The following is a 20,711-nucleotide window of genomic DNA, read 5'->3' as shown; positions in this document are numbered from 1 at the left end:
TGTTGCGCCCTTTATAACACGATATGCCAGGCCAACAAGGTATAATTATGGTCAGCAATAATACTCAGTCGTCAGGTGAATTCTTGTTGGAAATGAGCAATATCAACAAGTCTTTTCCAGGCGTTAAGGCACTCGATAATGTCAATTTAAAAGTCCGTCCTCATTCCATTCATGCATTAATGGGTGAGAATGGCGCGGGTAAATCAACATTATTAAAATGTCTTTTTGGGATCTATCAAAAAGATTCCGGCAGCATCCTTTTTCAGGGAAAAGAGATCGATTTCCATTCCGCTAAAGAAGCACTGGAAAATGGTATCTCGATGGTTCACCAGGAACTTAACCTGGTGCTGCAACGTTCTGTTATGGATAACATGTGGCTGGGTCGTTATCCCACCAAAGGCATGTTTGTCGATCAGGACAAAATGTTTCGTGATACCAAAGCTATTTTTGATGAACTGGATATTGATATTGATCCGCGTGCACGCGTGGGAACTTTATCCGTTTCACAGATGCAGATGATCGAAATTGCGAAAGCTTTCTCCTATGACGCTAAAATCGTTATTATGGATGAGCCAACATCATCACTGACCGAAAAAGAGGTTAATCATCTCTTTAAGATTATCCGTAAGCTGAAAGAACGCGGCTGCGGTATTGTTTATATCTCCCACAAAATGGAAGAAATATTCCAGCTGTGCGATGAGATCACTGTCCTGCGCGACGGTCAGTGGATTGCCACCCAACCGCTGGAAGGGCTGGACATGGACAAGATTATCGCCATGATGGTCGGCCGTTCCCTGAACCAGCGTTTCCCCGACAAACAAAACGAGCCGGGCGAGACAATCCTCGAAGTCCGTAACCTTACATCGTTACGCCAGCCTTCGATTCGCGATATCTCTTTTGACCTGCGTAAAGGCGAAATCCTTGGGATCGCCGGTCTGGTCGGCGCAAAACGTACAGACATCGTGGAAACGCTGTTTGGTATTCGTGAGAAATCCGGCGGCACCATTAAGCTGCACGGCAAAACGATCAATAATCACAACGCCAATGAAGCCATTAACAATGGTTTTGCACTCGTCACCGAAGAGCGCCGTTCAACCGGTATTTATGCTTATCTCGATATTGGCTTTAACTCGCTGATTTCGAATATTCAGAATTATAAGAACAAAGTAGGTCTGCTGGATAATAGTCGCATGAAAAGCGATACCCAATGGGTTATCGATTCCATGCGAGTGAAAACACCAGGCCACCGCACACAAATCGGCTCATTATCTGGTGGTAACCAGCAGAAAGTGATTATCGGTCGCTGGCTATTAACCCAGCCGGAAATTCTGATGCTCGATGAACCCACGCGCGGTATTGATGTGGGCGCAAAGTTCGAAATCTATCAGCTAATCGCTGAGCTGGCCAAAAAGAATAAGGGGATTATTATTATTTCCTCTGAAATGCCTGAACTATTAGGCATTACTGACCGTATTCTGGTAATGAGCAATGGCCTCGTCGCTGGAATTGTTGACACTAAAACCACAACGCAAAACGAAATTCTCCGTCTTGCGTCTTTGCACCTTTAAGATCAGGGGCTCCTCATGAGTGCGTTAAATAAAAAAACTTTTCTCACTTATCTGAAAGACGGCGGTATTTACGTTGTTCTTTTAGTGTTACTGGCCATTATCATTTTCCAGGACCCTACGTTCTTAAGTTTGCTGAACTTAAGTAATATTCTGACGCAATCCTCGGTGCGTATTATTATTGCACTGGGCGTGGCAGGGTTGATTGTCACCCAGGGGACAGACCTCTCTGCCGGGCGTCAGGTTGGCCTTGCGGCGGTGGTTGCCGCCACGCTGCTGCAATCCATGGAAAACGCTAATAAAGTGTTCCCGGATATGGCCACCATGCCTATTCCGGTGGTGATCCTGATTGTCTGCGCAATCGGCGCCATTATTGGTCTGGTAAATGGCATTGTGATCGCTTACCTCAACGTGACGCCGTTTATCACCACGCTGGGTACGATGATTATCGTTTATGGTATTAACTCTCTGTACTACGACTTCGTGGGCGCGTCGCCGATTTCCGGCTTTGACAGTGGCTTTTCGACCTTTACGCAAGGCTTTATTGCGCTGGGCAGTTTCCGTCTCTCTTACATTACGTTCTACGCGTTAATCGCCGTTGGCTTTGTGTGGGTGCTGTGGAATAAAACCCGTTTTGGGAAAAACATTTTCGCCATCGGTGGTAACCCGGAAGCGGCCAAAGTCTCTGGTGTTAACGTTGCGCTGAACCTGCTGATGATTTATGCCCTGTCCGGCGTGTTCTACGCCTTCGGCGGTATGCTGGAAGCGGGCCGTATTGGCTCGGCAACGAACAACCTCGGCTTTATGTACGAACTGGATGCCATCGCAGCCTGTGTGGTCGGCGGCGTCTCCTTTAGCGGCGGTGTGGGTACTGTGCTCGGCGTGGTAACCGGTGTCATCATCTTTACGGTTATCAACTACGGTCTGACCTATATCGGCATTAACCCTTACTGGCAGTATATTATTAAAGGCGGCATCATCATTTTCGCGGTGGCGCTCGATTCTCTGAAATACGCACGTAAAAAATAAGCACACTCTGTTTATCCGGCCCGCTGCTCGCAGCGGGCTTTTTTTTACCTGCACACGACGGGAAGGGGGGATCGTGAAAAAACTTTACGGCCGGGAAGTTGTTAAATTTTTCACTCCGGTGCTACGCTCAAATAAGGCACAGCATAAATGAGGTAATTCTAATGGAGAAAGAATTAGCGTTTCCTGCTTTTCCGGTTACCGGTTGGCAGGTGGGGCCAGTGGAAAATGTGAATGGTGTGGTAATGAAATTTGGTTACAGCACGTCGCCGTATGGACCAGGGGCGACAACCTTTGATTCGCAGTTTTTCAGTTTAACCCCGGAAATGGTCAGAAGTCTGATCTACGATTTAGAGTTAAGTTTGCATCAGTTCGAAGATAAAGTGGCCTGATAACCCCGCTGACGAGACTACCTCGCAGACGTGATCGTTTGCGCACTGCGCGGTAGTGATTGCCTTATGCAATTTTCTTACCTAAATGAACAACTTGCCATTAAATATTTAACATTTAAGTCAATTCTGAATGCCATAAGCGCTACGGGTACTTACGCTTTACCTATACATCTCTGAAATTAGTATCCGCAGCTCAGGGGCGCCTATGAATCTAGTGTATTTTAAAGTTGATAACCTTCCGCATGAAAAAACCAGTCACGGCAGTTTCTCCCTTAAGGGTGTTGAGCTACTTCGCGATGGCGAAGTCGTCGTCTCGTTGGGCGATGTGAAGGTCGATACATTGCCGGTGTACCGCTTTTGCACGGTGCCAACCGGGTTTCGTAAAATTGAGTACCGCATCAAAAGCGGGGCGCCAGCGCGCATTCACTGCTCTGCTGGCTATTTAAAAACGGGTGAGTATCTGGTTGATACCCCCCAGGGTGAGCAGACCTTCGCGTTTAACGCGTTGAATGGGCAATGGACGCTGGATAAGAATGCACAAGTGGTGATCGATGTCCGGGCGTTTGTAGAGCGTAAGTTTACGCTTGTCCGCCCGGCCAAAAATATTAACCGCAATGCCCCGGTATATTAATTAACCGTCTTAATTTTTCCCTTTTTTCTGAATATCGAGAAGCTGCTCGGCGGTAACGGCCGGGTAGCCCTGGGCATTGTCCGGGACTTCCTGCAGTGAGGGAATGGGGACCAGCGGCCCTAAGAAGCGCGGCTCGCGTTTAAACATATACAGGTCGGCAATGGTTCCCAGGCGTGCACCAAACTCACGTACACGCACGCTCCACATATCTTTCGGCGATGGTACCGCATAACACTGCGCCTGAATGCCCATATGCAGGGCAATAAACAGCGCACGTTCACAGTGGAAACGCTGCGTAATGATAATAAAATCATTAGTATCAAACACTTTTCTGGTGCGAACGATAGAGTCCAGGGTGCGAAAGCCCGCGTAGTCCAGCACGATATCCGAAGGGTCAACCCCCGCAGCAATCAAATCCTTACGCATGGTCATCGGTTCGTTATAGCTTTGCAGAGCATTATCACCGCTGAGCAGCAGGTAATTCACCTTGCCACTGTTATAGGCGTTCAGCGCACCCTGAATACGATAACGATAGTATTGATTGATGACGCCAGTGCGGTAGTACTTGGCGGTACCGAGCACGACGCCCACTTGCCGCCAGGGGAGATCCTGCAAATCGTCGTAGATATAGGGCGCGGTTTTCCAGCTCATCCAGCGATCGAGGCCAAGCGCGGTTAACAGCAGCAAGCCGACCAGGACTAACAGGCTGTATAACAAACGCTTTAACATGCGGGAGACTCGGTGCAGGATTGAAATTTCACTCAGGCTACTTTACCCGTCCGGCAAGCGCAAGAAACGGCAGCTCAATTGCGGGCTTTTTCATCACTGCGGGTGTGACTCCGCAGTGATGTGCGTCACGCCAACAGAACTCGTTCAATATTCTGGCAACCCAGCGCCCGCAGCGTTGCCACGGTGGCATCCCATTGCGTCAGCGGCGCGTCGGCACGTTCTGCCAGGATGGCGCGTTGCATATCCACATAATCATATCCGCTCAGGTTGAGTAAATTGAGGGCCCCTTGTAACGGCGGTAGCGTGGGGTTAAAGGCGGCGTTTTCTGCGTAGCTGCCGTAGAAAATACGGCCATCACGGCATTCAATCGCCACGCCGGAAGGGGAGTGTGTATACGGCGAGTGGCTTCTGTTCGCCGCGTTAACGGCAGCCTGCGCCAGTGCGTCGCCGCTGTGGGTAAAACCGTGGTTTTGCTCATCCATCAGCAGCGTTTTGATCGACAGATCTTTCGGGCCGAAAGCATCCGGCAGGTAGTCGGCCAGGGTGTGCACCGCGCGTCCTGGCAGATGAATGCGCAGATCCAGCCCGCTATTCAGTTCATTCATAAACTGACGGCAGTGGCCGCAAGGCGTGTAGTTGACTGTCACTGATGCGAGTGCTTTCTCGCCGCGCGCCCAGGCATGGCTAATGGCGCTCTGTTCCGCATGGACAGTCTGCTGCATGGTAGCACCGAGGAATTCCATATTGGCGCCAAAATACCAGGCTCCGCTGACTCCCCGGGCAATAGCGCCGACATTGAAATGGGACAGTTCCGTGCGGGCGCAGGCGGCGGCCAGCGGCAGCAGCGCAAAAGCCAGTGCGTTTTCGTCCATCCCGCAGGCGCTGTGCAAGGTTGCCACCTGCTCCGCGCTCAGCATGGCGGGGAAATGCACATCCGCCAACAGGGGAGCCAGCGCGGATTGCACATTCTCCGCAAGCCCGGAAAACGCAGTGTGAAAACGTGAATGCATGGCGTTGCCTCGTAACAGTGTGTTGGAATCGTAGTTTACGGGGCTAAATAGCCCTTATGTGTGATTCACTTCACACTGTATGTGCAACTAATGAAACTCAAATGAAAAATGCGCGACGAATCGCAAATTTTAACGCATTACGGCGACGATCAGCGGAAACAAAAACGGCGCAATCAATGAGGTAATAATGCCGCAGATTACCAGCGCCAGTGAACTGAACGCCCCTTCCTGATAATCCAGTTCTGCGCAGCGCGCCGTGCCCAATGCATGCGAGGCAGTGCCCATTGCAAGGCCGCGGGCAGATTTGGTGTGGATACGCATCAGGTTTAGCAGGGTATGGCCAAAGACCGCGCCCAGTACACCGACAAAAATCACACACACTGCGCTTATCGCAGGAATACCGCCGATGCTACCGCCCACCGCCATGGCAATCGGCGTTGTTACCGACTTCGGTAATATTGAGGCGGCGATTTCCGGTGTCGCTCCCATTAACAGTGCGATAGCCGTGCCTGAGACCATTGCCACCAGGCTACCGACAAAACAGATTGTGATGATCGACTTCCAGCGGGCGCGAATCTGGTGCAGTTGCTCATAAAGTGGAAAGGCCAGCGCCACCACCGCAGGTTGTAATAAGTCGTTAAGGATTTTGCTGCCCTGAAAATAGTGGTCGTACGGTGTACCGGTGATCAGCAGGATTGGGATGATCACCACCATGGCCACCAGAAGCGGGTTAAGCAGCGGGATTTTGAAACGTGCGGCCAGCTTACGTGCGGCAAAAAAAACGGCCAGTGTCAGCGGCAACGACCACCAAATATACGTCATCATTGTTTGCTACCTTTTTGCCCCGCCACTTTACGTTCACCGTGCGCCAGATGTGTGCTCCAGCTCACCACCAAAAAGACAATCACCGTGCTGATAGCACAGGAGACGATGATCGGGCCAAACTGTGCGCGCAGCAGGTCGTAATACTGCATGACGCCAACGCCAATCGGCACAAATAACAGCGCCATGTAGCGGATCAATATAAAGCAGCCGGGATTAACCCATTTCGCGGGCAGGATTTGCAGCGCCAGCAGCACAAACATAATCAGCATACCGATAATGCTGCCAGGAATGGCAATAGGCAGCAGCGAAGCCACAAAGATCCCTGCGTACAGGCAGGCATAGATAAGTACAAAAGCACGAAGATATTGCCAGATAATATTCAATGATTTACTCATGGTGAAAGCCCTTGCCTAAACGCATTCATCATACAATTAAAGCTAAAAACGTGCTACCGATCACATCATGAATTATGAGCATACCAAACATTCCTTTTTGGAACGTTATGCATTCCCACATGATTTTTCCGGCTGACTCCCAGCAAAGTGTAGTTTTGCACTACCACAAAGGCACTTTCCACGCTGCAGCAGAGACGCTACTATGGCGCCTCATTTTTTCCGGGGCGATTTATGCGTGTGTTACTGGCGCCAATGGAAGGTGTGCTCGATTCGCTGGTGCGCGAGCTGCTGACCGAGGTAAACGATTACGATTTATGCATCACCGAATTCTTGCGCGTGGTGGATCAACTGTTGCCGGTAAAATCGTTTTATAAAATCTGCCCTGAACTGCATCGGCAAAGCCGCACTTCATCCGGCACGCGGGTGCGCATCCAGCTGCTTGGGCAATACCCGGAGTGGCTGGCGGAAAACGCAGCCCGTGCGGTGGAACTGGGGTCGTGGGGGGTAGATCTTAACTGCGGTTGCCCGTCGAAACTGGTCAATGGCAGTGGCGGGGGGGCCACGCTGCTTAAAGACCCCGAGTTGATTTATCGTGGTGCAAAAGCCATGCGCGAAGCAGTACCCGCTCATCTCCCGGTGACAGTAAAAGTACGGCTGGGTTGGGACAGCCCATCGCGGCAGTTCGAAATTGCCGATGCCGTGGAGCAGGCTGGCGCAAGCGAACTTGTCGTACACGGGCGTACCAAAGAGGATGGCTATAAAGCCGAGCGTATTAACTGGCAGGCGATTGGTGAAATCCGCCAGCGGTTAACCATTCCCGTGGTCGCGAACGGGGAGATCTGGGACTGGCAAAGCGCTCAGCACTGCCTGGCGGCTACTGGCTGCGATGCGGTCATGATCGGGCGTGGCGCATTAAATGTGCCCAATTTGAGCCGGGTTGTAAAATATAATGAGCCCCGAATGCCATGGCCGCAGGTGGTCGCGCTGTTAGTCAAATATACGCAGCTGGAAAAACAGGGTGATACCGGTTTATATCATGTCGCACGTATAAAACAGTGGCTAAGTTATTTACGAAAAGAATATATTGAAGCGGGCGATCTTTTTGCCACTATTCGCACCTATAAAACCGCAAATGAAATTGCAGCAGCTATTTCCCGCGAGCTAAATCACGTTTCTGCAGATTTATAAAATAAGTCGCTGGATCATTGCAAGGCGGAGTGTTATTGATATTCGCGCAGCAACTCAGGATTGTCACTGTAATACAGGCAAAACCTAAAGCGTTTAAATCCATCTTCCATGGGTTTACGGTTTGGGTTTTTTTTGCTTTATTTTTATAACTATTTAAGTGAAATAGTTAAACAATCATCTAATAATTATCTGTATTTTTCTGGATATATGCTTTTTGCATATCTAAATATAAAATGGAAAGAACCGTATGGCGTCATTTAAATTCGCTTTACCTCTGGTTTTCATTATGGGTTGTAATAGCCCGGCATTTTCCGCTGATGATTTACCTTTCGCCACCCAGGGATTTTTTGAAGAGAGTCTGTTTAACGTTACGCTAAAAAATATATGGATGTTCAATACCGGCGATCAACTTGAGCAAGCCGGCGTCGGCGAACAGCGCGCCTGGGCGCAAGGCGTGCTGCTGGATTATCAAAGCGGTTGGTATCAGGATACGCTGGGCATAGATGCCTCCTGGTATAGCGTGGCGAAACTCTATGCCAACGACAACTTCGCTGGCAGGGATCTGGTGCGCGATGCCAACGGCAAGGCGGAAGGCTTCAACAAAGTTGGCCAGCTCTACGCCAAACTGAAATGGGGAGAGGACAAAAAATACGCGCAGCTCAATGCTGGCTGGCAGCAGTTGTACAAATTCGGCATCCTCAACGTCACCCGTAGTCGCGCTGCGCCAAGCTCGTGGCAGGGCGTAAGCCTGGTCACACAATGGGAGGACCTGTCTGCCCGTGGCGCCTGGGTTTCTCGTTTTTCTGAGCGCGACGAGCCAGAGAAACGCCGCTTTTATACTTTGCAAAGCGGCAAACCGATTGACTATATCGTCACTGGCGACGTGAACTGGAGCCCAACAAAAAACATGCGCATAACGTGGCTGAGTGGCGAGAGTCAGCACTATTTACAACGCCACGGTTTAGAAACACAATTCTCAATGCCGCTTGGCGTGCAGGAAAAACTCCTGTTGCGTGGAAGCTGGTATTACAACCGTGGCTTAAGTGAATGGGAAGGCACACGTGGCTTTAACCGTAGCGCCCGGCATCTTTTTGCTCTGGTGGGTTACCAATATAACGATATTGAATCCGGAATAGGCTGGTCAAAAACAAAAGCGCCGCTGAAAAATGGCCTGGGCAGTTTCTACTGGCATTTAGGTAAAAATACCCGGGGTGCATTTAATAGTCCTGCCGACGGAGAAGGAAACGATTATGTCAATGACGGCGAACAAATGCTCTATTGGTATGGGAGATATAAATTTTCGCCGGAATTGACTGTCGGGTTGTTTGGTAATTATGGCTTTGGCGCGAAATATCAAGATACGGCGCTAACCCAGTGGGAATATGGCGGTTATTTTGCCTGGACACCGAAAATGATTAAGGGTTTTTCCTTGTTCGCCGGAATCGGACCAAGCTATAGCTGGAAATTAATAAATGGTAAACCCTGGTTGACAGAAGATAAACGCACCTTCCATCGAGCAAAAGGCATTGGCGGCACGGTGTCGATGGAATACAAATTTGGTCTGCTGAATTAAAAGGCTAATATAAATAAAAGGAATTAATAATGAAAAAAACAGTACTGGGATTGCTGTTAAGCATGCTGACCATGGCTCACGCTCAGGCCGCTGAACAGGCAATGCGGATATTGCTGGTGAACGATGACGGCTGCGAGTCTGTTGGCACGATCTCGCTGCAAGAAAAACTGGCCGCCAAAGGCTATGAGGTATGGATGGTGGCACCTGCCACCAATCAGAGTGGTATCGGGTCGGCGATCACCTTTAAACCCAATAAAATTTTTGACGTAAAAAAGGTGGCGGATAAACGCTACTGCTTTCCCGGCACGCCGGCGGATGCGCTGGATTTCGGCTTGCTTGGGGTGCTGAAAGATAACCCGCCAGATCTGGTGATATCGGGCGTTAACGACGGGCCAAATACCGGTGTAGCGCAACTCAATTCCGGTACGGTTGGCGCAGCAGTACGCGCAGTGCGCTATGGCTATCCGGCTATTGCAGCCAGTATTGGATACTTGTTGACAGCGGAGGAGATGAAAGCGGGCTGGCCAGCTACCCATAAATATTGGCCGGACTCTGTGGATTATGTGGTCTCGCTGGTCGATCAAATCAACAGTAACTGGCAGACCGGGCAGCCGGTGTTGCCAAAAGGTTCCGGTGTAAGCATTAACTATCCGCCACTGACGAAAAAGGAGATTAAAGGGCAAAAATACGTGGCCAATGAGCAGTTTCCGGCGCCCCAACACACCTACAAATTGCTTGCAGATGGGCGTGCTCAACAAATCATGAGCCAAAAAGTGTTGGAACCCAGCGAGGCAGATACCGATACCGGTTGGCTGAATAAAGGGTACATTACCTGGTCGTTGCTGGACGGCGAATGGAATGCGCCACAGTATGAGCCTCAATACAAAGCCATTTTTCAATAACTAAACGGCTGAGACGGCGATCACATTTTGTTTGCCGTCTCATTGTTCGTTACGGTGAAGCTGGTAGAGTGCACGGGTGGATTGTTACTGCGCAAGCAGGCTAAACCTGATTATCTGGCTTCTGTCGGATGTCAGGTTTTTTTGTTTCCGGGGTCGGGATGAAGATCGCCAAAGTCTTAAATAACAATGTCGTGGTGGTGCTGGACGAGCATCAGCGCGAGCAAGTGGTGATGGGCAGAGGTATTGCCTTTCAAAAACGTCCCGGCGATCGACTGGATGAAGCCAGCGTCGAGAAAGTGTTTGCACTGCAAAGCGATGAGCTGGTGCGCCGCCTGAGCGAACTGCTGAGTCAGATCCCGCTGGAGGTGATGACGGCCTGCGACCGCATTATTGATCTCGCGCGTGGCCGGCTCGGTAAACTGCAGGAGAGTCTTTACATCACGCTGACAGACCACTGTTTTTTTGCTATCGAACGGCAGAAAAAGGGCGCAGTGATCCGTAATGTGCTGTTATGGGAAATTAAACGCCTCTATCCCAAAGAGTTTCAACTGGGGCAGGAAGCACGGGCGATCATCGCCAAACGTCTCGGCGTGGAATTGCCGGAAGATGAGGCCGGTTTTATCGCTTTACATCTGGTCACGGCGCAGCTGAATAGCGAAATGCCAGAGGTGATGCACATCACCAAAGTGATGCAGGAAATTCTCCATATCGTGAAGTACCAGCTCAAGCTGGAGTACGATGAAGAATCGCTGAGCTACCATCGCTTTGTTACGCACCTGAAGTTTTTCTCTCAGCGCATGCTGAGCCGCACGGTAGTCGAAGATGACGATCTCTCGCTGCACCAGGCGGTGAAAGAGAATTACGCGCTGGCCTGGACCTGCGCTGAAAAAGTGGCGCGTCATCTGGTCAGCAACTACCAGCGTGACCTGACGACAGAAGAGATCATGTTTCTCGCCATTCATATTGAGCGAGTGAGAAAGGACCGGCGCTAAGCGCTGGCTTCGAAGACCATCTGGATTGTTACTGCGTGGTAAAACGCAGGCAAAACCTGAGTCCGGCATCGCAAGATGCGGGTCTCAGGTTTTTTTTTACTCAGTCACCGCCTTCGGGCAAGAAGCAAGGAACACAGCATGGAATATCAAGCGCTGGCGAAAGAGATCCTTAGCCACGTTGGTGGAAAGGAAAACATCAACAGTCTGGTGCACTGCGCTACGCGGTTGCGCTTTAAGTTAAAAGAGACGCAAAAAGCCGATGCCGAAGGGCTTAAAGCCAACCCCGGTGTGATCATGGTTGTGGAGAGCGGCGGCCAGTTTCAGGTGGTGATTGGCAATCACGTTCACGACGTCTGGCAGGCGGTACGCGCAGAAGCTGGGTTGACGGATGACACGCCGGTCGAAGCAACCGAAGAAAAAGGCAATCTGCTTGGCCGGTTAATCGACATTGTGTCCGGCATTTTTACGCCGTTTATTGGCATTCTCGCCGCATCGGGGATCCTCAAAGGTCTGCTGTCGCTGGCAACGGTCTGCGGCTGGCTCAGTACGGACAGTGGCACCTATAAAATCTGGTTTGCTACTAGCGATGCCCTCTTTTTCTTCCTGCCGTTGGTTTTGGGCTATACCGCCGGGAAAAAATTTGGCGGCAACCCGTTCGTTACTATGGTGGTGGGCGGCGCGCTGACCCACCCACTGATGATCAGCGCCTTCAGCGCCAGCCAGGCCGCGGGGGCGGTGAGTGAATCTTTCCTCGGTATTCCCGTCACCTTTTTGAATTACAGCGGTTCGGTGATCCCGATTATTCTTGCCGCCTGGGTAAGCTGCTGGCTGGAAAAACAGGGCAACCGCCTGCTGCACTCATCGGTGAAAAATTTTATTACGCCGCTGATCTGTATCGCCATCACTGTACCGCTAACGTTCCTGATCATTGGCCCGGTTGCTACCTGGCTTAGCCAGATGCTGGCGCTGGGTTACCAGACAATTTACACGCTGGCACCATGGGCAGCCGGTGCGGCTCTGGGTGCACTGTGGCAGGTTTGCGTAATTTTTGGCCTGCACTGGGGACTGGTACCGCTGATGATCAACAACATTGCGGTGTTTGGTCATGACACCATGCTGCCGATTCTGTTACCTGCCGTGTTTGGTCAGGTTGGGGCCACATTAGGTATCTTTCTGCGCACCCGCGACGGGCGGCAGAAAGCGCTGGCAGGCTCGGCGATCGCAGCAGGGATTTTCGGCATTACCGAACCGGCAGTCTACGGGCTGACCTTACCTCTGCGACGTCCATTTATTTTTGGCTGCACCGCTGGTGCACTGGGCGGAGCCATTGTTGGTTTTAGTCATACGCAGGTTTATTCGTTCGGCTTTGCGAATATCTTCACGCTGGCACAAATGATCCCGCCGGGCGGAGTGGATGCCACCCTGTGGGGCGGGATCCTCGGCTGCGCGGTGGCGTTCATATTCTCTACCGTGCTGACGTGCGTCGCCGGCCTGCCAAAAATGCAGGCAGAAAATGCTCCCATTACCCCGGCAGAAGTGGATGACAATACGTTGCTGGCACCGATGAGCGGCACCGTGTTAGCGCTGGAACAAGTCCCTGATTCTACTTTTGCCAGCGGCCTGCTGGGCGAGGGAGTAGCGATTATTCCGGCGGATGGGCGGGTAACCGCACCGTTTGCGGGGGAAGTAGCCTCGCTGTTTGAAACGAAACATGCCATTGGCCTGCTAAGCGATAACGGCATTGAAGTGCTGATCCATGTCGGTATCGACACCGTAAAACTGGGCGGTAAACCTTTTACGGCGCATGTCCGCGTTGGCGACAAAGTGCAGGCCGGCGATCTGCTACTGGAGTTCGATCGCGCAGCGATCATTGCCAGCGGGTTCGATCTCGCCACGCCAATTATTATCAGTAACAGCGACAGCTTCGGTGGGGTCAGCACCGTCGCAACAAGCTCAGTTCAAGCCGGGATGCCGCTGCTGGCGGTGGCCCGTTAATCAAAGGAGTCTGCAATGAAATTATTCCCGAAAACGTTCTTATGGGGCGGTGCGATTGCCGCGAATCAGGTAGAAGGCGCTTATCTGGAGGACGGGAAAGGCCTCTCCACGTCGGACGTACAGCCGAAAGGGGTGTTTGGCGATGTGGTTGAGCGTGTGCCGGGTGATGCTGCCCTGAAAGATGTCGCTATCGACTTCTACCATCGCTACCCGGAAGATATTGCGCTGTTTGCAGAAATGGGCTTCAGCTGTTTGCGCGTCTCCATTGCCTGGACGCGTATTTTCCCGAATGGCGACGAAACCACGCCAAACGAAGCCGGGCTGGCTTTTTACGACAACCTCTTCGATGAGCTAGCCAAACATGGCATCACGCCGCTGGTCACCCTTTCTCACTATGAGATGCCGTGGGGGCTGGTAAAACAGTATGGCGGCTGGGGTAACCGCCATACCATTGGCTGTTTTGAACGCTATGCGCGTACGGTATTTACCCGTTACCAGCACAAGGTCAAGCTGTGGCTGACGTTTAACGAAATCAATATGTCCCTGCACGCGCCGCTGACGGGGGTAGGTTTGCCGGAAAACAGCAGCAAAGCGGATGTGTATCAGGCCATCCACCATCAACTGGTTGCTAGCGCGCTGGCAGTCAAAGCCTGCCACGAGATCATTCCTGACGGGAAAATCGGCAATATGCTGCTGGGCGGTCTGATGTACCCCCTGACCTGTAAACCGGAAGATATCTTCGAGACACTGCAACAAAACCGCAGTTGGCAGTTCTTTGGCGATGTGCAGTGCCGTGGTGCTTATCCGGGCTATATGCTGCGCTATTTCCAGGACAATGGCATCGCCATTGAGATCACAGATGCCGATCGGGAAGCGCTGAAATCGACGGTCGATTTTATCTCCTTCAGCTACTACATGACCGGTTGTGTCACCACCGATGAAGCGCTGAACCAGAAAGCGCGCGGCAACATTCTTAGCATGGTTCAAAACCCGCACCTGGCGAGTTCCGAGTGGGGCTGGCAGATCGATCCGATTGGCCTGCGCACCCTGCTGAATATGTTGTGGGATCGCTGGCAAAAGCCGTTGTTTATTGTCGAAAATGGGCTGGGTGCGAAAGACAAGGTGGAAGCGGATGGCACCATTAACGATGACTACCGTATTAACTATCTGAACGATCACCTGGTGCAAGTGCGCGAAGCGATTGAAGACGGTGTTGAGGTGATGGGTTATACCAGTTGGGGCCCGATTGATCTGGTCAGCGCTTCAAAAGCCGAGATCTCCAAGCGCTACGGCTTTATCTATGTCGATCGTGACGATGAAGGCAATGGCACGCTGGCGCGTAGTCGTAAGAAAAGCTTCTACTGGTACCGGGACGTGATTGCCAGCAATGGCGCAACTCTGAAGTAAGCTTTACCTGCCCGGTGCGCGCATTGCCGCCGGGCAGCTCCTCACTGCAGTAACTCAGCGATAAATCCTTTTAGCCACATCACTGCCGGATCGCTGCTGTGGCGCTGATGCCAGAGCATAGCGATCTCTACCGGTTCCACCTCGAGCGGGAGCGGGCTTGCCAGCAAACCCCGTGTTCGTTGCCACTCCGTTGCCAGTCCTCCCGGAACCGTTGCCAGTGCAGGCAGGGTTTCCAGCAATCCCGGCAGGGCCGAGAAATGCGGCGTCGTATAGAGGATCTGCCGCTGGTGGCCGGTTTTTGCCAGCAACGTGTCAAAGTGGCTGCCGGTCGCTTCCCGGTAACTGACCATCAAATGCGGCAGAGCGGCAAAGGTATCAGTATCCAGGGGGGCAGTTAGCGTCAGCTGCTTCGGGTGCCAGAGAGTGACAAATGGCATGGTCGCCAGCACTTCGCGCTCAAGCCAGCGTGGCCCGGCTGGCGCGACGCTGATGGCAAGATCCATTTCGCCCCCTTCCAGGCGCGCAGCATCGCTGAAGGGATCGCTGGCTACAACGTTCAGCCGAATGCCGGGAGCCGCGCATTGCAGCGCAGGGATCAGCGTCGGCATGAGCCACATTTCAACCCAGTCGGCCATTCCCAGCGTCAGCGTGGCGCTCACCGTGTGCGGATCGAAAGCCGCCTGCTGGAACAACGCGCTTTGCAATTGCTCCAGCAACGGCAGCAATTCGCTGTGCAGTTCTGTTGCCCGCGCTGTGGGCTGCATGCGATGACCGCTGCGGATAAATAGCGGATCGTCGAACAAATTGCGCAGGCGTGACAGCACACCGCTCACCGCCGGTTGCCCAAGATGCAGTTTATCGGCGGCTGCAGAGACACTCTGTTCGCGAAACAGCACAGCAAAGGCGATCAGCAGATTCAGATCGATCTTGCGGAAATCATTTTCTTTGATAGTCATTATTGCTCCAATCAATTGGAGTGATAGTAGCGGTGGCGGGATACTGATGCAACAGAAACTCGCGGAGGGAATAATGAAACGTTATCCACTTTTACTGGCTTTGTTAACCACCGGTATGATGCAAAGCGCCGTGGGCGCGCCATTGTCGACACAACAATCGCAGGCACCCGGCTACTACCGAATGGCGATGGGAGACTGGCAAATCACTGCCGTTTCCGACGGCACGGTGGCGGTACCATTTGATAAATTACTGACGCACATTACGCCGCAACAGATGCAACAGCGGATGGCGCAGGCCAACCTGCCGGTGAATGCCGAAACTTCCATCAATGCTTTTGTGATCAACACCGGTATGCAACTGATTCTGGTCGATGCCGGAGCCGGGCAGCTGTTTGGAAAGGCGGGCGGGCATCTTCTCGAGAACCTGCGGGCGGCGGGTATCGATCCGGACGCTATAGATACCGTGTTGCTGACCCATATTCATGCTGACCACTCCGGTGGCGTACAGCGCGACGGAAAGCCAGTGTTCAGGAACGCAACTGTCCGGGTCGATCAACGCGATGTCGACTTCTGGTTGAATGTGGCCAATAAGAACAGGGTGGAAGAGGGGCAACGTCATACGTTTGCGGAATCTGAACGTTCTCTGCGTCCGGTCATTGAGGCTGGCAAACTCAGTACCTTCCAAGCTCCGGAACAGATCCTGCCAGGCATTGACGCCATTCCCGCACCGGGTCATACGCCGGGCAGCGTGATTTATCGGGTCAATCATGGCGGCAAAACGTTGATGTTATGGGGCGATATTATCCATGCGCATCCCGTGCAGTTACCGCAGCCTGAGGTCGCTATCCATTTTGATGTGAATCAGCAACAGGCTGTAGCGACACGGGAAAAAGTGCTGGCGCAGGTCGCACGCGAGGGGGACTGGATAGCGGCGGCACATATCGCCTTTCCTGGCATCGGCAAAGTGATGAAAGCCGATCAGGGCTATCGCTGGGTCCCGATCAATTACAGTGCGCAGTGAGAGTAACTATCTGGCCGGAGGGCACTGCCCTCCGGCTGGGGATCAGAAGATCATTTTAAACACGCCGGTAACGACTAACAGCCCAATTAAAAAGATAATCAGTATTACCCAAAGTAAAATCTTCAACATTTTCCGTGCCCTCCTGATTTTATGCGTAGTGCAAGCTTAGGCAATCTCCTGCATTTCTGCCTTTTTTCTATACTTAGCTGTTTACGATTCGAGGGGGAGGGCATGACATGTCTGGATCAAAAGTAGCGATTGTGACCGCAGCAGATTCCGGAATTGGCAAGCAGTGCGCGCTAATGCTGGCTGAACAAGGGTTTGATATCGGCATCACCTGGTACACCGACGAAGCCGGCGCGAAAGAAACCGCCCGCGAGGTTGAAGCGCAGGGCCGGCGCGCCGAGACCATCCAGCTTGATCTTAGCCAGTTGCCGCAAGGCGCACAGGCTATCCGTACATTGATTGAACGCTTCGGGCGTCTTGATGCGCTGGTCAATAATGCCGGGGCGATGAGCAAAGCGCCGTTTCTTGATGTGACATTTGAGGCGTGGCGCAGCATTTTTACCGTGGATGTCGATGGGGCATTTTTATGTTCGCAAATTGCTGCCCGCCAGATGGTAAGCCAGGGGGAGGGCGGACGTATCGTCAATATTACCTCGGTACATGAGCATACGCCGCTACCGGAGGCCAGTGCGTACACAGCCGCCAAACACGCGCTCGGTGGTTTAACGCAGTCGATGGCGCTGGAGCTGGTGGAGCACAACATTCTGGTGAACGCCGTGGCACCGGGGGCCATCGCAACGCCAATGAATAATATGCAGGACGAGGATGCAAAACCCGGTTCCATGCCTATCATCCCGCTGGCGCGGCCCGGTAAGACCCGTGAGATTGCCAGTATGGTGGCCTGGCTCTGTTCGGCTGACGCCAGCTACACCACCGGGCAATCGTTTATTATTGATGGCGGTTTTATGCTGGCGAACCCGCAATTCAAACCGAAAACGTCCTAATGTTCTGACGGAGGGTTACGGCGTTTTTTGCGCCGGTGGTGGATCCAGCCGCGCAGGCAAAGTACCAGCACCAGCGCAATCGCCAGCCAGATCCAGCGTTTTACATGCTGGTCGAACTGGTGCAGCCACGGGCCAATCACTTCCCCGCCTACATAGCCGAGAGTCGTGAAAATCAACGCCCAGACGATGGCACCAATAATATTCAGCGGCAGGAAAATTTTCGGTCGCAGATGGCTGGTACCGATTAATATCGGGCCGATAATGCGAAAGCCATACATAAAGCGTGAACCGATAACGAACAAGTAAGGATGGCGGCGGATCAGTGACTGCGCCTGATGAATTTTCTCCCGGTAGCGGGTAAACCGACGCAGGATTTTGGTGCCATAGCGGCGGCCAACCAGGTAGAGCAACTGGTCGCCAATCATTCCGCCTAACGCCACCGATACGACCACCAGCCAGAAGCGCAGCAACCCCTGATGTGCCGCGACGCCGCCCAGCAGGGTAATGGTTTCCCCTTCAGCAACACTACCAATCACCAGAGCAGCATAGCCATACTGGCTAATCAGATTATTGATATCCATTGGTTATTACGTCCTCCCGGTAAAACGCCTTTAAGCATACACCCGATAACGCGTTCTCGCCGGAACAAACAAAACCGCCGATGCGGTCTTTTTTGTGTTGTACATAAAATAACCGCTAGAGTGAATTATACTGAACGTGTCGATGTTCGGGCATTAGCAAGGGGGCGTTATGAACCATGTCTGGGGACTTCTTTCCCATCCCGATCGTGAAATGCAGCTTATCAAGGGCGAAAACGAGACAATTTCGCATCACTATACCCACCACGTGCTGTTTATGGCGGCGATTCCGGTTATCTGCGCCTTTATTGGTACAACGCAAATCGGCTGGAATTTTGGTGAAAACAGTGTGGTGACGCTGTCATTGTTTACCGGTTTCTATCTGGCCGTTCTGTTCTATGCACTTATGCTGGCAGGCGTGGCGGTGATGGGGCGCGTGATTTGGTGGATGGCACGCAGCTACCCGCAACGGCCTTCGCTGGGGCGCTGTATGGTATTTGCCGGTTATGTGGCAACGCCGTTATTCCTCAGCGGGCTGGTCGCACTTTACCCATTAGTATGGCTGTGCGCGCTGGTCGGTACCGTGGCGCTGTTCTATACCGGCTATCTGCTTTATGTGGGCATTCCAACCTTCCTGAATATCAATAAGGAAGAGGGGATGAACTTCTCCAGTTCAACGCTGGCTATTGGTGTACTGGTTCTGGAAGTGTTGCTGGCGCTGACCGTCATCCTGTGGGGCTACGGTTACCGCCTGTTCTGATGCCGTATGATCCCTGTGCGTTGCTGGTGTAAAAGCTGGCAACGCAATCTCTGGCAATCATTCTCCTGTGGCGACAACCCTGACTGACGGCTATTATGCCAAAGCCAGCTCTGTCATAGCTCTGACTTACAGATGCGGTGTGCGTAATAACGTGCGTGAATAATTTTCAGAAGTCTCACCATGCAGAAATTTCGAGTTTCCTTATTAAGCCTGGCTTTATTGTTGGCTGCGCCTGTGGCGCCGTTCGCTGTTGCGAAAACGACTGCTCCGGTCACTGCCGCTCAACCTGAAATTGCTTCAGGTAGCGCGATGATCGTCGATCTGCAAACCAATCAAGTGATCTATTCCAGTCACCCGGATCTGGTCCGCCCGATTGCCTCCATCACCAAGTTGATGACGGCAATGGTGGTACTGGATGCCCGGCAACCCCTTGATGAGAAACTCTCTGTCGACATTAGTCAGACACCGGAAATGAAGGGGATTTATTCCCGCGTGCGTCTGAACAGCGAAATCAGCCGCCGCAATATGCTGCTGCTGGCGCTGATGTCGTCGGAAAACCGCGCTGCCGCCAGCCTTGCGCACCACTACCCAGGCGGTTACAACGCGTTTATAGCGGCGATGAATGCTAAAGCCAAAGCGCTGGGTATGACCAACACCCGCTATGTGGAACCAACCGGGCTGTCGATTCATAACGTTTCGACCGCACGTGACCTGACCAAACTGTTGATCGCGACAAAACAGTACCCGCTGATCGGGCAACTGAGCACCACGCGTGAAGAGATGGCGACCTTTGCTAACCCGGCATATACGCTGCCGTTCCGCAATACCAACCATTTGGTGTACCGCGATAACTGGAATATTCAGTTGACAAAAACCGGCTTTACCAATGCGGCCGGGCACTGCCTGGTGATGCGCACGGTTATCAACAATAAACCGGTGGCACTGGTGGTGATGGATGCATTTGGCAAGTTCACCCACTTTGCCGATGCCAGCCGCCTGCGGACCTGGATTGAAACCGGCAAAGTTCAGCCTGTTCCCGCATCGGCGTTGAGTTATAAGCGCCAGAAAGCAGCGCAGATGGCGCAAAACCCGTCTGAGGCTGGCGCGCAAACCGCGCAAAACGATTAACTATTCCGGCAGCGTCCAGTCACCGTCGTTGAGTGGGCGCTGCATAATCAACGTATCCCGCCAGTCCCCTTTTTTATAGCCGACGCTGCGCAACTGCCCGGCAAGCTCAAAACCGTATTTCTTATGCAGACGCAACGAGCCGGCATTGTTGTTGCCATCGCCGATCACCGCAATAAGCTGCCGCCACGGCCCCTCTTCACAACGTGTAATCAGCGCCTGCATTAAGGTGCTGCCAATACCGTGCCCCGGCATGCTGGCGTCGACATAAATCGACTCTTCGAGTGTGTAGCGGTAAGCCTCTCGTGGGCGATAGAAACTGGCATAGCAGTAGCCGACGACAATGCCATGATAGAGGGCGACCATCCAGGGTAAACCGTCGCTGGCCACTTTCGCCATGCGGGCACGCATTTCTTCAATGGTGGGGGGGACTTCTTCGAAGGAAGCGCGACCGTGGAGGACATGCCAGCTGTAAAGGGACGTAATCGCGTGCACATCTTCAGGGCAGGCATCACGCACCACGACCGCAGGGCCAGATAAGACATCAACAGCAGACATAACCGGTGTGCTCCTTCAAAGCAGGAAGCCATAGAAACGTTTCTATGGCCTTTTCGCTACTCTAGTATGAATG

Annotated in this window: 21 protein-coding genes; 14 read left to right on the top strand and 7 right to left on the bottom strand. The window is 52.5% G+C overall.

Annotated elements, in window-relative coordinates; genetic code table 11:
• Positions 1–47 precede the first annotated feature (47 nt).
• From mglA to RTX30_RS06165, 4 genes are all read left to right on the top strand, one after another.
• Positions 48–1,568, top strand: coding sequence for a galactose/methyl galactoside ABC transporter ATP-binding protein MglA (gene mglA, locus RTX30_RS06180; protein ID WP_312687887.1), 1,521 nt, complete (start codon positions 48–50; stop codon positions 1,566–1,568).
• A 15-nt stretch (positions 1,569–1,583) separates the two neighbouring features.
• Complete coding sequence (gene mglC / locus RTX30_RS06175) at positions 1,584–2,594, top strand: galactose/methyl galactoside ABC transporter permease MglC (protein WP_312687885.1); 1,011 nt, start codon at positions 1,584–1,586, stop codon at positions 2,592–2,594.
• A 161-nt stretch (positions 2,595–2,755) separates the two neighbouring features.
• Positions 2,756–2,983, top strand: a complete 228-nt coding sequence (locus RTX30_RS06170) for a hypothetical protein (RefSeq protein WP_312687884.1) — start codon at positions 2,756–2,758, stop codon at positions 2,981–2,983.
• Positions 2,984–3,188: 205 nt separating this feature from the next.
• Positions 3,189–3,614 carry a hypothetical protein gene (locus tag RTX30_RS06165; protein WP_312687881.1) on the top strand — a complete coding sequence of 142 codons (426 nt, stop codon included), beginning with the start codon at positions 3,189–3,191 and terminating at the stop codon, positions 3,612–3,614.
• A 9-nt stretch (positions 3,615–3,623) separates the two neighbouring features.
• Here RTX30_RS06165 and sanA read toward each other — a convergent pair whose 3' ends face one another.
• The 4 genes from sanA to RTX30_RS06145 all read right to left on the bottom strand — a co-directional run bounded on the left by sanA (position 3,624) and on the right by RTX30_RS06145 (position 6,573).
• A complete protein-coding gene (gene sanA, locus RTX30_RS06160) occupies positions 3,624–4,343 on the bottom strand; it encodes an outer membrane permeability protein SanA (protein ID WP_312687878.1) in 720 nt (239 codons plus the stop codon).
• A 125-nt stretch (positions 4,344–4,468) separates the two neighbouring features.
• Positions 4,469–5,353 (bottom strand): cytidine deaminase, encoded by an 885-nt coding sequence (gene cdd / locus RTX30_RS06155; RefSeq protein WP_312687876.1) that lies wholly within the window; start codon positions 5,351–5,353, stop codon positions 4,469–4,471.
• 129 nt (positions 5,354–5,482) lie between these two features.
• A complete protein-coding gene (locus RTX30_RS06150; RefSeq protein WP_312687873.1) occupies positions 5,483–6,178 on the bottom strand; it encodes a CidB/LrgB family autolysis modulator in 696 nt (231 codons plus the stop codon).
• Positions 6,175–6,573: a CidA/LrgA family protein gene (locus RTX30_RS06145; protein WP_312687871.1), complete on the bottom strand. Its 399-nt coding sequence runs from the start codon at positions 6,571–6,573 to the stop codon at positions 6,175–6,177. Before RTX30_RS06145 ends, RTX30_RS06150 begins: the two co-directional genes overlap by 4 nt.
• Before the next feature lie 231 nt (positions 6,574–6,804).
• Between RTX30_RS06145 and dusC the strand changes: the two genes are divergently transcribed.
• From dusC to RTX30_RS06115, 6 genes are all read left to right on the top strand, one after another.
• Positions 6,805–7,761, top strand: coding sequence for a tRNA dihydrouridine(16) synthase DusC (dusC, locus tag RTX30_RS06140; protein WP_312687869.1), 957 nt, complete (start codon positions 6,805–6,807; stop codon positions 7,759–7,761).
• A 247-nt stretch (positions 7,762–8,008) separates the two neighbouring features.
• Positions 8,009–9,334, top strand: a complete 1,326-nt coding sequence (locus tag RTX30_RS06135) for an OprD family outer membrane porin (protein WP_312687866.1) — start codon at positions 8,009–8,011, stop codon at positions 9,332–9,334.
• Positions 9,335–9,363: 29 nt separating this feature from the next.
• Positions 9,364–10,236, top strand: a complete 873-nt coding sequence (gene surE / locus RTX30_RS06130) for a 5'/3'-nucleotidase SurE (RefSeq protein ID WP_312687861.1) — start codon at positions 9,364–9,366, stop codon at positions 10,234–10,236.
• A gap of 158 nt (positions 10,237–10,394) precedes the next feature.
• The gene (bglG, locus tag RTX30_RS06125) at positions 10,395–11,228 is read left to right on the top strand and encodes a transcriptional antiterminator BglG (protein WP_312687859.1); all 834 of its coding nucleotides are present in this window, start codon (positions 10,395–10,397) and stop codon (positions 11,226–11,228) included.
• Between the two features lie 138 nt (positions 11,229–11,366).
• Positions 11,367–13,223, top strand: coding sequence for a PTS beta-glucoside transporter subunit IIABC (gene bglF, locus RTX30_RS06120; RefSeq protein ID WP_312687857.1), 1,857 nt, complete (start codon positions 11,367–11,369; stop codon positions 13,221–13,223).
• A gap of 15 nt (positions 13,224–13,238) precedes the next feature.
• Positions 13,239–14,630 (top strand): 6-phospho-beta-glucosidase, encoded by a 1,392-nt coding sequence (locus RTX30_RS06115; RefSeq protein ID WP_312687854.1) that lies wholly within the window; start codon positions 13,239–13,241, stop codon positions 14,628–14,630.
• Between the two features lie 41 nt (positions 14,631–14,671).
• Here RTX30_RS06115 and RTX30_RS06110 read toward each other — a convergent pair whose 3' ends face one another.
• Complete coding sequence (locus tag RTX30_RS06110; RefSeq protein ID WP_312687851.1) at positions 14,672–15,586, bottom strand: LysR substrate-binding domain-containing protein; 915 nt, start codon at positions 15,584–15,586, stop codon at positions 14,672–14,674.
• A 73-nt stretch (positions 15,587–15,659) separates the two neighbouring features.
• Between RTX30_RS06110 and RTX30_RS06105 the strand changes: the two genes are divergently transcribed.
• Both RTX30_RS06105 and RTX30_RS06100 read left to right on the top strand, forming a co-directional pair.
• Positions 15,660–16,607 (top strand): MBL fold metallo-hydrolase, encoded by a 948-nt coding sequence (locus RTX30_RS06105; RefSeq protein ID WP_312687849.1) that lies wholly within the window; start codon positions 15,660–15,662, stop codon positions 16,605–16,607.
• Between the two features lie 236 nt (positions 16,608–16,843).
• A complete protein-coding gene (locus tag RTX30_RS06100; protein WP_312687847.1) occupies positions 16,844–17,617 on the top strand; it encodes an SDR family oxidoreductase in 774 nt (257 codons plus the stop codon).
• On the opposite strand, the gene RTX30_RS06095 is transcribed toward RTX30_RS06100, so the two are convergent.
• The gene (locus RTX30_RS06095; protein WP_312687844.1) at positions 17,614–18,198 is read right to left on the bottom strand and encodes a DedA family protein; all 585 of its coding nucleotides are present in this window, start codon (positions 18,196–18,198) and stop codon (positions 17,614–17,616) included. The two genes, RTX30_RS06100 and RTX30_RS06095, sit on opposite strands and share 4 nt — an antisense overlap.
• 169 nt (positions 18,199–18,367) lie before the next feature.
• Between RTX30_RS06095 and RTX30_RS06090 the strand changes: the two genes are divergently transcribed.
• On the top strand, positions 18,368–18,955 hold the full coding sequence (locus tag RTX30_RS06090) for a Yip1 family protein (RefSeq protein WP_312687841.1): 588 nt from the start codon (positions 18,368–18,370) through the stop codon (positions 18,953–18,955).
• Between the two features lie 180 nt (positions 18,956–19,135).
• Positions 19,136–20,083 carry a D-alanyl-D-alanine endopeptidase gene (gene pbpG / locus RTX30_RS06085; protein ID WP_312687838.1) on the top strand — a complete coding sequence of 316 codons (948 nt, stop codon included), beginning with the start codon at positions 19,136–19,138 and terminating at the stop codon, positions 20,081–20,083.
• Here pbpG and RTX30_RS06080 read toward each other — a convergent pair whose 3' ends face one another.
• Positions 20,084–20,638, bottom strand: coding sequence for an N-acetyltransferase family protein (locus RTX30_RS06080; protein ID WP_312687836.1), 555 nt, complete (start codon positions 20,636–20,638; stop codon positions 20,084–20,086).
• Between the last annotated feature and the right edge of the window lie 73 nt (positions 20,639–20,711).

This window comes from Kosakonia sp. (assembly GCF_032052965.1).
Classification (GTDB): domain Bacteria; phylum Pseudomonadota; class Gammaproteobacteria; order Enterobacterales; family Enterobacteriaceae; genus Kosakonia.
Note: the sequence above shows the minus strand (reverse complement) of the source record. Positions and strands in the feature narration are given on the sequence as shown.